Here is a 16,969-nt window from a genome sequence, read left to right on the forward strand (position 1 = left end):
TCTACTCGAATTAAATTGTAGGCTAGCAATATACCCCATAGCTCTTGATTGACTCCATCCACAGTCTGACTACGCAAAAGAATACTATCCTCAAGCATCTGGTGTTTTATTTCTCCATAGCTATTTTCAATTTCCCAGCGCTCGAAATAGACATCAAGAATGGCCTGTGCACCAAAAGCCTGTTTATCATCCAAAGAGCACAGCAGACCTTTTATTTTTCCAGGCCCCATTGGCTCAGGATAAAGAACCAGTCTGGCCTGCCAGCACTCAGGAAGCGAAGGGTCTTGTTTTCTGGCATGCGCAGATACACTCATCTCTACTTTGAAGTCATGCTCAGAGTAAGATTCAATGACGGTGTATTGCGTGTTGCTTTTAATCGGGACCATCCAGTGCGACTGTGGGTGTTGCTTACGCCAATTAATCAGTAGCTCAGCGCTGAGATAACATCGGTCAAAAATAGTTAGACTGTTATCACTTACATGACCAAATAACTGCTTTGCGTAGTTCACCTCACCTTGATAACTGGGCCCGAAGGCAACGTGGTGTATCAACCGGCTACGCAAGGAGCTTAAGGCGCATAGGCGTACAATAGGATATTCTGTATGACGGTTTTTACTGTGCTTAATATAGTGAAAGTGCTCAGCAAGAGCAGGTGTATCAGGTGCACGAAATTGCGTTCCATCAACAGAAAATAACCGGAGTCCATACCACGTATCATCAGCATCTTCTTCTTGTGTCCAACGGGCTGCACATAGGTGAAATAAGGCTTGGAGGGGGTCGCTACTCAGGCGCTGTCTCGCTTGAGGAATAGCACTTGGAGCAACCGTATCGCCCAGGGTATCAGTGAGTGTTAAATCTAACTTCTCAACAACGTCACTAATAGAGCGGTCGCGAAAAAGACCCATTGCAATGATAAGCCAGACGACAAGCTCAGCAGGTAACTTACGTTTGCGAATACTTGCTTTATCGGTCTGCTCGAGCACATTAGAAATCCACTCAAGAGGGATATGTTTCTGAAATGTAGATAAAGAGTCAGGAGTGGCGAATATATCCGTATCAAGTAACCAATGACTAAGCATAAAAATACCCTCATAATCAAAAGATGATAAGGGTATTGTGAAGCAACCAAAAGATCAGTCAACCGATCAAAAATACCTTAACTGATCGGTGTTAGCTAATTGCGGCTTTTTTAATGTGTTGTTTAAATTATTTAAACTCTAAATTACTTTTTTACTTGAGCATCTAACGATTCGCCATTCACTTCACTAGAATCGTCACTCATTAGATATAAATATGTAGGCATTAAATCCTCTGGTGTAGCAAGTGCGTCTCTATCTTCACCTGGATATGCAGCAGCTCGCATTGAAGTACGAGTAGCGCCTGGGTTAATACAGTTTACACGAATATTCGTTTTGCCTACTTCACATGCCCATGTTTGCATCATACCTTCTACTGCAAATTTTGAGATGGCATAAGGCCCCCAAAATTCACGACCTTTGCGGCCTACACCTGATGATGTAAATACGATCGATGCATTATCAGACTTACGAAGAACAGGAAAAAGTGCTTTAGTGATCATTGCTTGTGCAGTCACGTTTACTTTCATTATGTTTTCGAACGTAGATGAGCAAAAATGTTCAAGCGGACCGAGTGACCCTAAAATACCTGCATTATTAAGCAACCCGTCAAGGCGTCCAAACTGATATTCGATTGTTGCAGCAAGGTCACGGTAGTTTTGCTTCGTTGCGCCTTTTAAATCCATAGGGACTATTGCAGGTTTAGGGTAGCCAGCATTAACAATTTCATCGTAAACACATTCAAGTTTATTAGTTGTTTTTCCTAATAATATAACTGTAGCGCCGTATTTTGCATACGTAATTGCTGCAACTCGGCCAATACCATCACCGGCGCCTGTTATTAAAATAACTTTATCTTTAAGTGCGTTTTCAGCTGCTTGATATGTGTGCATAAAAGTACCAATTCATATAATTTTTTTGATTTTAACATAGCGAAACGTGAAGTAATCGAATTTATTGTAAAATTAGGTGGCGAAAATAGAAACTTTACGTTAAGTTTAACTGGTCTAATGTCTCATTAATAACCTGATTACATTGTTTTAACTTAATACACTGATTAAACACACTATAAAAATAAAATACGTGCGGAGCCAACAATATGAAAAAAATGCTACTTTCACTCTCGGTTACAGCTGCTTTAGCAGGTTGTGGCGGTGGAGAAACGTTAACAGATGTCAAAAACGACACAGCACCAGTTATCCCAACAGCAACAGTTACATTTGATCCAGCAGCAGGTATCTTATCGGTACCTAATGATTTATTAATGAGTGGAACTCAAGACGGTACACTTAATATTCCTGGTGAATTAGATGACAACAATGTGTCTATTTCGCGCGCAGCTTATGCAAACCCTCAACTTGCACTAGGTGCACTTGATGGTTGGTCTTCGCAGGTTCCTTATAAAATCGATTTAACATTCCCACCAAATGTGAGTTTAGATGAAGCGTCTGCTGGGACCCCTGGTACAGTAAGAATTTTTGAAGTTGTAATGGGTGCAAGTTTAACTGATGCAGAATGTTCAGTTGTAGCTGCCGGTACTGCTTGTAAATTGATCGGTGAGCTTACTTTTGGTGTTGACTTTGTAACTCAAGCTTCAGGTGATGGCGTTGCAATTATTCCTTTAAAACCATTTACGGCAGGTAGCTCATACATCAATGTATTAACTACTGGTCTTAAAGATTCATTAGGGCGCTCTATTGAGCCTTCTTCTACTTATGGGCTGGTTAAACAAGAAGCACCATTAATTACAGAAGCTCAACTTGGTTTGCAGGGTGCTGTTAACAGTTACGAAAATGTAGTTGTAAGCTCGGGAGATATCGCAAAAGAAGATATTATTTTTTCTAGTGCGATGACTATTCAATCAGCAGGCCCTGTACTTGGGACAATTAAAAAGTTACTAGCTGCAAGCTTGCAACAGCCTGCGTTACCAACTCCTGCGCTTCAAGTTCCTGAACAGCCTATGGTAAATGTACAACAAGTATTTGCTTCTCAGGGTGTAGAAGTCTCTGCTGCTTTCTCTGGTGTGCAATATCAAAAAGGTAGCATTATGTTACCGATGTATTTAGGTACGCCAACGGGTACAGATATTAGTGATTTAAGTGATACATATTGGCAAGGTATGTGTGATAACGCGGTGGCAATAATTGGTTATAAGGCCGTTGCAGGCGATGCATTTCCGACAGATCCTATTAGTGAAAATGATGGTTTATGTTCTGCATTAAGTGACGGACAATTACGTGACTTAGGACTAGACAGCACACGTCATTTAACAAAATACAACTCAATTCCAAAAGTACAAAGCATGGCAAATGTGCCAGTGCAAGTTACTAAACCTATTTTACCGATAATTAATGGTGTCCGTGCACAGTTACAATTAGATCCTATCGCAATGCCTGAAGGTGGATGGCCTGTTGTGATTATGCAGCACGGTATTACAACACAAAAAGAAAGTATGCTTGCTTTAACTGCGCAGCTTTCTATTCAAGGCTTTGCAACGGTTGCTATTGACCATCCAAGACATGGTGAGCGCGGAATAGATGTTGATGGTGATGGAACAGACGACTTTAATGCAACAACGGGTTCTGTGCTTAGTTACATGAACTTAAGTTCATTACTTGTTGCACGTGATAGCTTACGTCAATCGGCTGCTGATTTATTAGGCCTTCGTTTAGGCTTAAACTTTATTAACGATACAACTATTAATAGTAAAGACGTTACCTACATTGGGCATTCGCTAGGTTCTATTGTTGCTCCAGCATTTATTGCTCAAGCTAATACGCCAATGGCAGAAACGCTTGATCCGCTATTTAATGTAAACACGGTAGCTCTTGCAAGTGGTGGTGGCGGTATAGCAAGCTTCTTACTTGAATCTGCTGCGTTTGGTCCATTTATTCAAGGTTCAGTACTTTCACAAGCTGGTACAACAGAAGCTGATGAATTTACTGCATACTTACAAGGAGATGCAGTTTCTAACTGTGGCTCATTAATACCAGACATGGAAGCTTACTTGACATGTGGTTACAACGAATATATTGCATCACTTACCACTGCGGGTGAAACGACTAAACTTACTAACATTCAAGGTGTATTTACACAGTTTGCTTTTGCGGCGCAAACAGCGCTAGATAGTGGTGATCCAACGAACTACGCAGCCACTGTGAAAGCATTAGGTACTCCTGTTTATACTAATGTTGTTGTGGGTGATGGTGTTGATAACAAGCCTGACCAAGTGATACCACCAATGGCAGCTAATAATCCTATTTCTGGCACAATTCCATTAGCTAACTTGATGGGTCTTGAGACAGTAAGTTCTTCGCAATCATTGAGTGAAACACCAGCAAGCTACTTAGTTAAATTTACTAAAGGGCATCATGGTTCTATATTAACTCCAGCTCAAGATGCTGCAAAGGCTGCAACTGTTGAAGGCAGTGCTGCCGCTAATGCGGAAATGCAGTTGCAAGTAGCTACTTACTTAGCTGCTCGCGGACGGATGTTATTAGTTTCCAACCCTGAGGTTGTGACTGATTAATAACCAGTAAAATAATTAACCTTTAAAAGCCACTGAAAAGTGGCTTTTTTTTGCTTTAAAGCATGCTAAATTAGCTGAAATTTATAAATGGAGAAACCAGTTGGAATTTTTATACGAATACGGTTTGTTTTTTGCTAAAACAATTACTTTTGTTATCGCTATAGCAGTTATTTTAATGCTAATAGTTGGCGCTGCAGTTAAGCCAAAGGCCAAAAAAGGTGAAATACAAATTGACGATATATCAGAGCAGCTAGTTGAACTTAAAGAAAGTTTTTTACAAAATACGTTGGGTAAAAAAGAGCTTAAAGCGCATCAAAAACAACTTAAATCAAAGAGTAAAAAAGCAGATAAAGATGAGCCTAAACCTCGTTTATATGTAATTGACTTTGTGGGTAGTATGGACGCTCACGAAGTAGAAAGCTTACGAGAAGAAATAACGGCTATTATCTCTATTGCCGATCCAAGTAAAGACAAAGTACTTATTCGTTTAGAAAGTGGTGGCGGTGTTGTACATGGCTACGGACTTGCTGCATCTCAGTTACAGCGTATTAAAAGTGCGGGTATTCCTCTAAGTGTTGCAATTGATAAAGTGGCAGCAAGTGGTGGTTACATGATGGCGTGTGTCGCGGACGAGATACTTGCAGCGCCTTTTGCAATAGTTGGATCTATTGGTGTGATAGCTCAAATACCTAACTTTAATAAAATATTAAAGAAAAATGATGTTGAATTTGAGCAAATAACAGCAGGTGAATTTAAACGCACACTTACTTTATTTGGTGAAAACACAGATAAGGCCCGTGAAAAATTTCGTGAAGAAATTGAACAAACACATGATTTATTTAAAACGTTTGTAAGCACTCAACGTCCAAGCTTAGATATAAGCTTAGTTGCGACAGGTGAGCATTGGTTTGCAACTCAAGCGATTGATAAAGGCTTGGTAGATGTTATAAAAACAAGTGATGATGCATTGCTAGAGCAGCAACATGAGCGCCAAATTTATAAGATTAAATACAAAGTTAAAAAAGGGTTGAGCGATAAGCTAGCTCTTGGCTTGAGTAGTGGTGTAAATAAAGTGGGAATAAACTTACTTTCTAAGTTTAAGTCGTTAAATCCTTAGATTAGAATCTTTTTCAGGATTCAGTTTAATTATTTTTACTCGAAAAAAAACCTTGATGGATTGCATCAAGGTTTTTTTATAGCTATATAAATGTAGCTTATGAATCAATAGATTTATGATAATCTTCTAAGTCTTTAGCTGCATTAGGGTCGTTAAAGATGCTCTCATCTAGCTCACCTTCAGACTTGGCAACAACACAGGTAACCATACAATCGCCGGTTACATTAACTGCTGTACGTGTCATATCAAGTAATCTATCTACACCGATAATAATTGCAATCCCTTCTACAGGTAAGCCAACTTGGTTAAGTACCATTGCCAGCATTATTAAACCAACACCAGGTACGCCTGCTGTACCTACAGAGGCAAGTGTTGCTGTTAATATAACCATTAAATAATCAGATATTGTCAAATCGACACTAAACACTTGTGCAATGAACACGGTAGCCACACCTTGCATGATGGCAGTGCCATCCATGTTAATGGTAGCACCCAGTGGGATAGTAAATGAGGCAACCGAGTTATTAGCACCTAACTTTTTAGTAGCAGTTTCAAGTGTAATAGGCATAGTTGCGCTTGAGCTCGAGGTACTAAATGCAAATAAGCATGTGTGCTTCATTTTTGCTAAGAAAATAAGCGGGTTTAAGCCCGTTAATATTTTTAAAAGCAATGTGTAGTTTACAAAAGCATGTAATAACAGTGCAAGCACTACAACGCCAAAGTACTTCGCTAAGCTCACAATTAAGTTAAGCTCAATTGTTGTAAACAGTTTTGCCATTAAAAAGAACACACCATAAGGGGCAATATTCATTAAAAGCGTAACTAGTTTTAAAATCACAGTGTTTAAATCTTCAAATACGGTAGCAACACGTTTTCCTGCTTTACCACTTAATGCCATTGCTACACCAAATAAAAGCGCAAACACAATAACTTGAAGCATATTGCCTTTGGCCATTGCTTCAAAAGGATTTGTAGGAAACATGTCTATAATTACACGTGCAAGGGTAGGTGCTTCTTTAGCATCGTAGGTTGCATTAGATGGCAAGCTTATACCTTCACCAGGGCTAAATAATAAGGCAAGTGTAATCGCCACTGTTATAGCAATAGCTGTAGTTAATAAATATAAACCAATAGATTTACCACCTAGGCGGCCTAGTTTTTTAGGGTCGCTTAAGCTACAGGTACCACAAACAAGCGATACAAAAACAAGAGGCACAACTAACATTTTCAAGCTGGCAATGAATATTTGACCACCGACATGGAAAATACCATCAACAAAAAAGGCTTTAATTGGCAAAGAGAATAACCCAAGTGGTATTAGATAATCGTCTTCACCAGCTAATATAGCCTGAAATATAAAACCTACTGCAACCCCAAGCGCCATACCAATCATGATGCGAGTGGTTAAACTCATTGAACGGATTTTTGACATATTTCCTGATCTACATTTTATAAATTTGCCATAGACTACCAGCAAGGAAATATTTACTACAGAAAAAGTTAGTATTTATTTAAAAATATTTTGCACAAAAAAGTAATAAAAAACTGTGATTTTAGACTAAGTTATAGGTTAATATTAAGTGTAAATTAATTTTAATTATAATAACAACGCTAGGGAGAGGTTCATGCCTTTAATGCGACTGCTCGGCATTTCATTGCTAAGTTTTTTACTCACAGCCTGTGGTGGCGGTGGGTCACTTGAAAAAGACGGTTCTATAAGTGATGGTGATTCCACTACAGAGGCTGCTACATACTCGGTTTCATTAAATGGGTATTCTCAAACAGACGCAACAGAGTCAAATTCTGTTACCGCTACCTCCTCTTTAGATTTACGCGCAATTCTTACTCAAGACGGGGTAATTGTTGCGGGTAAGCGCATTACGTTTACATTAGAAGATGAGATTGGTGAACTGTCTCCATCAAGTGCATTAACCCAGAACGATGGTATTGCAACCGTTGAACTTACAGCCGGTGCTCAAGCCGGTGCTGGAGAAGTAACCGCTACTTATACAGTCGATGGTGAATCTTATACAAGTACTTTTGCTTTTCAATCAAGCGGTGGGCAGGGTGATGATACTGGTGTTAGTGGGTCAACAACTCTAACAGTAAATATTGTCGATGAAAATGGTGCTAAGTATTCGGATACAAATCCGGTTACAACTGACAACTTAGGCACGGTTACAGCGACTTTAAAAAATGATGGAGTTGCACTTAGCGAGCAACTTGTTACATTTACTACAAACTTCACAGGTAAAATAACGCCAGACTTAGGAACTGCAATTACAAACTCAGCGGGTGAGGCAAAAGTGACTCTCTCTAGTGGTAGTTTTAAAGGCGCAGGTCAAGTTGTTGCAACTTATAATCCTACGAACTCAACAGAAGTGAGTAATACAGCTGTATTTTATTCATCAGGTGATTCTGCACCAGTTGATTTGGCACAATTCTCTATATCAGTAAAGCTCTTAACAGGCTGTAACGCAGGCTGGGACGATAATCGTTCTAGTGTAAAACTTGACCCTACACAAGCAGCATCGAGTTGTACGGTAGCTAATACAATCTCTTCATCAGAACTAGGTGAATTATTTGTTGAAGTCATTGATGAGCAAAGTGGTGAAGGTAGTAAAAATTCGCTTGTTAATATTTCAACAAATTTAGGTTCTGTTCTCCCTTCATCTGGGACAGCCCTTACCGATAACTTTGGTATTGCTTTACTAAAATTGCAGCCTGGAAATACTGGTGGCGCAGGTACTGTGACTGTAACGTCTGTAGGTGAAAGTAATTCAACTAATTTTGCTGTAGGTATTGCTGATTTAACCCTAGAGGTTGATAACGGGCTTAATAAAGATACTTCAGGAAATGTTATTCCTTTAAAAGCAGGTGGTAGTACCGTTATTGAAGTAACACTTTTAGATGAAGATGGTAATTTATACTTAACTCCAACAGATGTTGAGTTCAGCTCAACTTGTGTAATTAGTGGCGACTCAGTAATTGATGCATCAGTAAAATCATCAAGTGGTATCGCAACATCAACATACCGAGCTACAGGTTGTAGTATTGATGATGATATTAATATCACGGTTGAGACAGGTGGTAAAAACTTTACTGCTACTACGATTATTCCTGTGGAAACATCAGCGGTACAATCAATACAGTTTGTTGATGTCAGCGAAACATTTATTGCATTACCTCCAGGTGAAGGCGGCGCCCCGACTCAATCGATTGTTAGATTTAAGCTAATAGATGCGGATGGCCTTGCATCCACGCAGCAACGTATTGATTTCAAGTTAACAGATTCAGTGGGTGCAGCTAAACTGTCGCTTAGAACAAGTGATACAAATAATGAAGGCTTTGTTCAAACAACGGTTGAATCTGGCATAGTGCCTGGTCCATTAGTGGTAAAAGCGTGTTTTATTTCTAAAGAAGATGTTAATAATTTACCTGAAGGTGATGACTTAACATGTTGGGTTGATGATGTAGAACTGTGTACATCAGAACCAAACAATGAAATTTGTCCAGACGGAACACTTACTTTAGTACCATTGAGCGAGCAGATAAGTTCTGTATCGGCTCAATTAACACTGGCTTCGGGCGTAACAGACCAAAACAGTTTTGATGCAAGCCCAAATACGTTTAATACTAACTCACTTAATTATAACGGTGTTTTAAATGATATTACGGTATATTTTGGTGACCAATTTAATAATTATAACGGTGACGGTGTAGAAGCAACTATTTTAGCTGAAGCTGGTGTTATTGGCTCATCTAGCAATGAAGTTACTTGTAAAACTGACGATGCTACCTGTGTTGTAACCTGGCGCTCTCAAGGGGACCGTCCATTTTATGATTATAAGTGGGGTAACCGAATTGGCGATATTGATGGGGACGCAACAACTACTGAAGGTATTAATCCAAAAACAGGTATTATAAATTGTGACCCATATTTTGGTATTGCAGCTCCTTGTATAAATGGTATTACACGCGCTAAAAATAATGCTGATGGTGTTGTTATGGGAGGGCGTGTAAGTGTTCTCGCTGTCACTAAAGGACAAGAGAACTTTGTAGATGAGCAAACTACTGATGATGTTAAACGCACCAATGGCTTGTTTGATATTGGTGAATATTATACTAGTTACGATTTACCTGAAGCATTTATAGATCACAATGAAAATGCTGCCTTCGATAAAGCAAACTGTAGTGATGCAGATGCTTCAAATTATGACCCGTCTACGGATGAATGTTCTGAGTTAATTTCACGAGGTGGTCATAATGAAACATGGCGAGACCTAGATAATGACGGTATTTATGACTTTGCAGATGGTAAATATAATGGCTTATTATGTAGCGAAGCCGCTGAAAATGCAGGTGAGTGTTCTCGAGAGCTAATTGAGGTGCGTAAACAAATTGAATTGGTTATGTCTGGAGATAACCCATATGTTCGTTTTTCTGTGCTGAAAACAACGGATATTCTTGATGCGCCGTATCCTGTTTACGTACCAGCAGATTGCTCAAGCTCTATTGTTGCTTCTCTGGAAGGTTCTGATGTGCTAGAACGTTGTGATGCTGAATCTATTAATCTATCTACGGTTAACGTTATTATTGATAACCCAGATTATGATGATACGGATCCAGATGAAACAGATCCTGAAACACTTACTATTGATATAGGTCTAAGTGGTATTACAGTTCGTATTCACTACACAGATGAGTTTGGTAATCCACTACCAGCGGGTACAACTGTATCTATAGCCTCTACAAATGGTGACTTATCTATTATCGAAAATAACGCTATTATTCCAAGTACGAATACGGATAAACCAATGTATTCAGATGTTCGTATTTCTCGTGAAGCGGATGGTAATGATAAATTTGACGGTGTACTTTCAATAACATTTGAGTTTACTACTCAGGCTGGTGGCACTAAAACAGTCTCCAAAGGAATCGAAATTTACGATAGTAAATAAGGCTTTATTTTAAAAATGCCAACCTTTAGGTTGGCATTTTTGTTTCTGTTCTATATATTCCACATCAATTAATCTAAAAACACTAGTTTGTTTAATTTAACGACAAAAATTGTTCGTTTATTCAGTAAATACTGAAAAGTTTGTATTAAAAGCTTGTAACAACTAGTGTTTGTAGATATACCTATAAATATTCGCGCCGCTTATGTCGGCAAAACACATTTTTAATATTTGGTTAGAAATAGGCAACTATGGGCAAATCGCTAGTAATTGTAGAGTCTCCTGCTAAGGCTAAAACAATTAATAAATATTTAGGTAATGACTTCATCGTAAAGTCCAGTATTGGGCATGTACGAGATTTACCTACTTCAGGTTCGAGCAAAGCTAAAGTGCCGGCAACTAAAACGCCAGCAGAAGTTCGTAAAATGGAACCTGAAGAGAAAGCAGCGTATAAAAAGCAACGAGATTATACAAACTTAGTCGCGCGTATGGGTATTGACCCAAACCAAGGCTGGGATCCGCATTACGAAATACTGCCTGGTAAAGAAAAAGTTGTTCAAGAATTACAAAAGCTGGCTGAAAATGCAGACCAAATATATCTCGCAACGGATTTGGATAGAGAAGGGGAAGCAATTGCTTGGCACCTTCAAGAAATCATTGGTGGTGATCCTGCTAAATATAAGCGCGTAGTTTTTAACGAAATTACTAAAAACGCAATACAGCAAGCGTTTGAAACACCTGGCGAGCTTAATACTGATATGGTTTATGCTCAGCAAACACGTCGCTTTTTAGACCGTGTTGTTGGCTTTATGGTATCACCTTTATTGTGGGCCAAAGTGGCCCGTGGACTTTCTGCAGGACGAGTTCAGTCTGTTGCGGTACGTTTATTAGTAGAGCGTGAGCGCGAAATTAAGGCGTTTATCCCTGAAGAATTTTGGGATATCCATGCTGACGTTAAAAATACTGAGTCTGAATTACGTTTAGAAGTAGCCAAACAAGCAGGAAAGCCTTTTAAGCCTGTAAATGAAGCTCAGGCTAGCGCAGCGGTTAAAAGCCTTGAGAATGCAGAATACAAAGTAATTAGCGTTGAAGAAAAACCAAGTAAAAGTCGCCCAAGTGCGCCATTAATTACTTCAACCATGCAGCAAGCGGCAAGTACGCGTTTAGGTTATGGCGTTAAAAAGACCATGATGCTTGCTCAGCGTTTGTATGAAGGTGGTTATATTACGTATATGCGTACCGATTCAACTAATCTTTCAAAAGATGCCGTTGAAATGTGTCGTGAGTATGTAACAAACGAGTTTGGTGCTAAATACTTACCAAAAGATCCAATTAGCTACAGCTCTAAAGGCAATGCACAAGAGGCGCATGAGGCAATACGTCCTTCAAGCGTTACCGTGTTATCTGGTCATGTTGAAGGTGTAGACGCCGATGCTAAAAAGCTGTACGAGCTAATTTGGCGTCAGTTTGTAGCGTGCCAAATGGTACCTGCTGAATACGATTTAACAACACTAACTGTTGCAGCTAACGACTACCAGCTTAAAGCGAAAGGCCGTGTGCTACGCTTTGATGGTTGGACAAAAGTACAACCTGCGATACGTAAGAAAAACGAAGAAGATCAATCACTACCGGCTGTTAAAGAAGGTGAAGTCCTTACTTTAATCGAACTCGATCCTAAGCAGCATTTTACTAAACCGCCAGCGCGCTTTAGTGAAGCAAGTTTAGTAAAAGAGCTTGAAAAACGCGGTATTGGTCGTCCATCTACTTATGCGTCAATTATATCAACGATTCAAGATCGTGGTTATGTACGTGTAGAAAACCGCCGTTTCTTCGCTGAAAAAATGGGTGAAATAGTTACCGATCGCTTGGTTGAAAATTTCACTGATTTAATGAACTTTGATTTTACAGCTAAAATGGAAGGCCGTTTAGATGATATCGCTGAAGGCGAGCGTGTATGGACTCAAGTTCTAGATAAGTTTTATGCTGATTTTTCAACGCAATTAACTGTCGCTAAAGACGAGCCAGAGAACGGTGGCATGCGTCTTAACGAGATGGTTGAAACCGATATTGAATGTCCTACGTGTAGCCGAAAAATGGGTATACGAACGGCATCAACTGGTGTTTTCTTAGGGTGTACTGGTTACAGCCTTCCGCCAAAAGAGCGTTGCACTACAACAATGAACTTGGTGTCGGGTGATGAAGCAGTTGCAGCTGATGTAGAAGATGTAGAAACTGAAAAGTTAATGCAGATGAAACGTTGTCCTATTTGTGAAACTGCAATGGATTCATACCTAATCGACGAAACCCGTAAATTACATGTGTGTGGTAATAACCCCGCATGTAAAGGGCATATTGTTGAAGAAGGCACCTTTAAAATTAAAGGCTATGACGGACCAATTATCGAATGTGATAAATGTGGCTCTGACATGGAACTTAAATCGGGTCGTTTTGGTAAGTATTTTGGCTGTAATAATGACGAGTGTAAAAACACACGTAAACTACTTAAAAGTGGCGAAGCTGCTCCACCAAAAGAAGATCCTGTTCACATTACTGAGTTAGAGTGTGAAAAGTCAGATGCGTATTTCGTATTACGTGATGGCGCCGCTGGTATATTTTTAGCTGCAAATACTTTTCCTAAGTCTCGTGAAACACGTGCACCTAAGGTAGAAGAGTTAAAACGCTTTAGAGACCGTATCTCGCCTAAGTTTTATTACTTAGCAGATGCACCTGCTAAAGATCCTGATGGTAATCTTGCTGTTGTACGCTACAGCCGTAAAAATAAAGCTCAGTATGTTATGACTGAAGTTGACGGTAAAGCTACTGGCTGGACTGCTCATTATGAAGCAGGTAAATGGACAGAAGAAGCGAAGAAAAAGGCAGCACCTAAAAAGAAAGCTGCTGCAAAAAAGGCACCAGCTAAAGCAAAGCCTAAAGCGAAAGCTAAAAAAGAAGATGAATAAGCACGTTATCGCTTATTCATAACTTCTTATAGGTTTTAAAAAACCATAAAAAAACCGGAACGCACAGCTTGTGTCTATTCCGGTTTTTTTGTGCCTAGTTAAATGTTTTCGCAACGGCTTTATTAGCAGTACATTCAACTAAGCGTATTGGAGATACCAATTTTATTAAAAACATGGTCATTATATTGCACTAAATAACCCACTCACTGCGTTAAAAAACATTCATATAAAACAACTATATGTCATGCTATTTCACTTGCTATTGAGCTATTTTCTTAGCGCTATAATAGATCACTAATTTAATGCAATTGGTATGATTAAATCTTAACAGAAGATACTTTTTTATAGCCTTCAGATTCAAGCTCATCATTTACGCATTTTAATACGTAGGCATTTAGCTCTTCATTGCTTACGTCATCATCTTTAGCCCAGTTAACACACATTTCTGTGTATTCTTTTACCATTTCGGCTGAAGCTGTTGGCGCATCGTCTGCTACCGCGTAAGTCGCAGATACTGCAAATAGTGGAGCTACGATTAATGCTAGCAATGCTTTTTTCATTCGTTTATTCCTAAAAAAATGGTGTGATGACTGATTTACCCAGTTTAAGATTAGGTTTAAACCAGTAGTGCCCAATCCAGAACAACTCTGTTGGTACACTGATTTTTAAACGAAAACGAAATAAAAGATAACGAAATTTTTTTATCGTGAGGATGAGTAATTTACTTGTCAGGATTTCGCAGCATTGTGTTGCAGTGGTTTATAAGCTAAGGTCGCTTTTTTTAATTAAAAGACAAACCAATGTCATCACACACCCCTAATAAAAAACCACGCCAAGCTAATAAAGTAGAGCATGCATTAGAATCTTTTATTTTTAAAGGGCGTTGGCTACTAGCCCCATTTTTTGTGGGTTTACTATTTGCAGTTGTACTGTTGTTAATAAAGTTTTTTAAGCAGCTTTATTTAATGGGTATTGCGACATTTACAGCAACCAATCAAGAGTTACTTGTCGGTATTCTAACTTTAGTTGATACGGCATTATTAGCGGGGTTATTGCTGATCATTACATTTAGTGGTTACGAGAACTTTGTTTCTAAGCTTAATATTGATAATCACGAAGACAGACCATCTTGGATGGGAAAAGTTGGTTTTTCAGGTCTAAAGATGAAATTAATAAGTGCGATAGTCGCTATTTCGGCTGTTGAGTTATTAAAAGTATTTATAAACTCAGGCGCATATCCAAGTGATGAGCTACTTTGGAAAGTGACTATTCATGTCACGTTTGTAATGTCAGGCGTTTTATTTGCTTTAACTGACTACTTAAACAGTAAAACCCAAAGTCATTAGAAAAATTAAACGCATAAAAGAGCCCAAGTAATTTACTTGGGCTTTTTATGTTTAGAGCTTAGCTGTAATATTAAGTGTAATTATTGATGTCATTAACACTTTGCATAAAAGCAAGCGAAAGGCTCAAGTGTTAGTGTGTCTTGGCTTAATTTTGCGCTGTGGTGGCTAAGCTCATTGTATTCTTTAACGATTGATGTTGGCATATCAATACTTGTTTGTTGAGAGCTTAGATTAAACATGCACAGCATTTTTTGCGGTCCAAGCGTTCTATAAAAAGCAAGCACAGGCTCAGGCGTTTCAATAAACTCAATATCACCCTCAAGTAAAACAGTTTGGCTTTTGCGCCACGCCATAAATTCACGGTAGGCGTTTAAAATTGAGTTGCTATCATTAGTTTGCACAGCGACTGATTGCTGTTTGTGTGCATTATCAACGGGTAGCCAAGGTTTTACATCACTAAAACCGGCATGAGATGAATCAACTTGCTCCCAAGGCATTGGCGTTCTACAGCCATCACGCCCTTTAAAGTTAGGCCAAAATGTAATGCCGTATGGGTCTTGTAAGTCTTCAAAGGCGACAGATGCTTCACCTAAACCTAATTCTTCACCTTGGTACATACACACACTGCCACGAAGGGAAGCAAGTAGGGCGGTTAGCATTTTACATTGCTGAGGGTTTATTTCGCCATTTTCGCTCCAGCGACTTGCTACGCGCTCTACATCATGGTTGCTAAATGCCCAACACGGCCAACCCTCAGTCATACGTTGTTCAAGAGTTTGAACCGTAGTTCTAATATATTCACTTGAATAATCATTTGTTAAGAGCTCAAAGCTATATCCCATGTGCAGCTTATCGCCACCTTGGGTGTATTGCGCCATTGTCGCCAATGAATCTTCTGATGAGATTTCGCCAAGCGATACAGTACCTGGGTATTTATTAAGTAATGTGCGAATGTCTTGCATAAACTCAATATTTTCTGGCTGAGTGTTGTTGTAGTAATGATACTGAAATGCGTATGGGTTATCTTCACTAAAACCACGACCCTGGCGCTTATCTTTTGGTTTAGCTGGGTTATCGCGAAGTTGTGCATCGTGATAACAAAAGTTAATAGCATCTAATCTAAAGCCATCAACACCTTTTTTAAGCCAAAACTCTACGTTATCAAGTACAGCTTGTCTTACGTCAGGATTATGAAAGTTTAAATCGGGTTGTTCGGTTAAAAAGTTATGCAAATAATATTGCCCACGGCGAGGTTCCCACTGCCACGCGCCACCACCAAAAATAGACAGCCAATTATTAGGTGCTGTGCCGTCATCTTTAGCTTCAGCCCAAACATACCAATCTGCTTTATCGTTATTTTGATTTTCGCGGCTATCTGTAAACCATTGGTGTTGATCTGATGTATGGCTTAGTACTTGGTCAATTATAATTTTAATATTGCGATCATGGGCTTGGCTAATAAGTTCATCAAAATCGTTTAAATCACCAAAAAGCGGGTCAATGTCACGGTAGTCACTAATATCGTAGCCAAAGTCTTTCATCGGCGATTTGAAAAAAGGTGAAATCCAAATTGCATCAACGCCTAAGCTTTTAATGTAATCAATACGATTAATAATCCCTTTTAAGTCACCAATACCATCGTTGTTGCTATCTTGAAAGCTACGCGGATAAACTTGATAAATAACCGCACCTTTATACCACTGCTTTTGGGTCATGCTTTTCTCCGTCATTCCACACAGTATTTAGACTATTCTTCATTGTGATTACGATTAATCACGTTATTTTCAAAAAGCATACGTGAAGCCTGTAATTCTGTAAAAAGTCTGCATACGTATGCACTAAAAATAATGCAATAAAATTATTTAAAATAAGCGCTTAGCGCATCTTTAGCGGTGTTCGTTTTGTGTGTTTAATGTTTACCAATTATGTTATTCATTCATTTTTTAGTTAAATTTAACCTAACAGTTTGTACTATAAAGGAAA

10 protein-coding genes are annotated in these 16,969 nt (G+C 39.0%); 5 read left to right on the forward strand and 5 right to left on the reverse strand.

The genetic code is table 11. From position 1 onward, the window contains the following. Positions 1–1,079, reverse strand: a 1,079-nt coding sequence (locus tag L659_RS0107305) for an IS4 family transposase (RefSeq protein ID WP_024589926.1), incomplete at its 3' end; no start/stop codon positions are given. 143 nt (positions 1,080–1,222) lie between these two features. Next, positions 1,223–1,969: a YciK family oxidoreductase gene (locus tag L659_RS0107310; protein ID WP_007375386.1), complete on the reverse strand. Its 747-nt coding sequence runs from the start codon at positions 1,967–1,969 to the stop codon at positions 1,223–1,225. A 206-nt stretch (positions 1,970–2,175) separates the two neighbouring features. On the opposite strand from L659_RS0107310, the gene L659_RS0107315 reads away from it, so the two are divergent. Then, a complete protein-coding gene (locus tag L659_RS0107315; RefSeq protein ID WP_024590093.1) occupies positions 2,176–4,605 on the forward strand; it encodes a VolA/Pla-1 family phospholipase in 2,430 nt (809 codons plus the stop codon). A 100-nt stretch (positions 4,606–4,705) separates the two neighbouring features. Continuing rightward, on the forward strand, positions 4,706–5,722 hold the full coding sequence (sohB, locus tag L659_RS0107320) for a protease SohB (RefSeq protein ID WP_024590094.1): 1,017 nt from the start codon (positions 4,706–4,708) through the stop codon (positions 5,720–5,722). Positions 5,723–5,819: 97 nt separating this feature from the next. On the opposite strand, the gene L659_RS0107325 is transcribed toward sohB, so the two are convergent. Continuing rightward, positions 5,820–7,154 carry a dicarboxylate/amino acid:cation symporter gene (locus L659_RS0107325; RefSeq protein WP_024590095.1) on the reverse strand — a complete coding sequence of 445 codons (1,335 nt, stop codon included), beginning with the start codon at positions 7,152–7,154 and terminating at the stop codon, positions 5,820–5,822. Positions 7,155–7,347: 193 nt separating this feature from the next. Between L659_RS0107325 and L659_RS0107330 the strand changes: the two genes are divergently transcribed. Both L659_RS0107330 and topA read left to right on the forward strand, forming a co-directional pair. Further along, a complete protein-coding gene (locus L659_RS0107330) occupies positions 7,348–10,683 on the forward strand; it encodes a hypothetical protein (RefSeq protein ID WP_024590096.1) in 3,336 nt (1,111 codons plus the stop codon). Positions 10,684–10,931: 248 nt separating this feature from the next. Continuing rightward, a complete protein-coding gene (gene topA, locus L659_RS0107335; RefSeq protein WP_024590097.1) occupies positions 10,932–13,640 on the forward strand; it encodes a type I DNA topoisomerase in 2,709 nt (902 codons plus the stop codon). Positions 13,641–13,957: 317 nt separating this feature from the next. On the opposite strand, the gene L659_RS0107340 is transcribed toward topA, so the two are convergent. After that, positions 13,958–14,200, reverse strand: a complete 243-nt coding sequence (locus L659_RS0107340) for a hypothetical protein (protein ID WP_007582596.1) — start codon at positions 14,198–14,200, stop codon at positions 13,958–13,960. Between the two features lie 240 nt (positions 14,201–14,440). Here L659_RS0107340 and L659_RS0107345 point away from each other — a divergent pair, with 240 nt between their 5' ends. Then, complete coding sequence (locus tag L659_RS0107345; RefSeq protein WP_007582598.1) at positions 14,441–14,986, forward strand: TIGR00645 family protein; 546 nt, start codon at positions 14,441–14,443, stop codon at positions 14,984–14,986. A 92-nt stretch (positions 14,987–15,078) separates the two neighbouring features. Here the strand turns inward: L659_RS0107345 and L659_RS0107350 are convergent, their stop codons facing one another. Then, on the reverse strand, positions 15,079–16,701 hold the full coding sequence (locus L659_RS0107350; protein WP_024590098.1) for an alpha-glucosidase family protein: 1,623 nt from the start codon (positions 16,699–16,701) through the stop codon (positions 15,079–15,081). Between the last annotated feature and the right edge of the window lie 268 nt (positions 16,702–16,969).

The organism is Pseudoalteromonas sp. S8-8, assembly GCF_000497875.1.
Lineage (GTDB): Bacteria > Pseudomonadota > Gammaproteobacteria > Enterobacterales > Alteromonadaceae > Pseudoalteromonas > Pseudoalteromonas arctica.

Excerpts from the sequence above, each read along its gene's own strand:
- L659_RS0107330 (WP_024590096.1), top strand. The coding sequence starts at position 7,348 with ATGCCTTTAATGCGACTGCTCGGCATTTCATTGCTAAGTTTTTTACTC.
- topA (WP_024590097.1), top strand. The coding sequence starts at position 10,932 with ATGGGCAAATCGCTAGTAATTGTAGAGTCTCCTGCTAAGGCTAAAACA.
- L659_RS0107325 (WP_024590095.1), bottom strand. The coding sequence starts at position 7,154 with ATGTCAAAAATCCGTTCAATGAGTTTAACCACTCGCATCATGATTGGT.
- L659_RS0107310 (WP_007375386.1), bottom strand. The coding sequence starts at position 1,969 with ATGCACACATATCAAGCAGCTGAAAACGCACTTAAAGATAAAGTTATT.
- L659_RS0107350 (WP_024590098.1), bottom strand. The coding sequence starts at position 16,701 with ATGACCCAAAAGCAGTGGTATAAAGGTGCGGTTATTTATCAAGTTTAT.
- L659_RS0107315 (WP_024590093.1), top strand. The coding sequence starts at position 2,176 with ATGAAAAAAATGCTACTTTCACTCTCGGTTACAGCTGCTTTAGCAGGT.
- L659_RS0107340 (WP_007582596.1), bottom strand. The coding sequence starts at position 14,200 with ATGAAAAAAGCATTGCTAGCATTAATCGTAGCTCCACTATTTGCAGTA.
- L659_RS0107345 (WP_007582598.1), top strand. The coding sequence starts at position 14,441 with ATGTCATCACACACCCCTAATAAAAAACCACGCCAAGCTAATAAAGTA.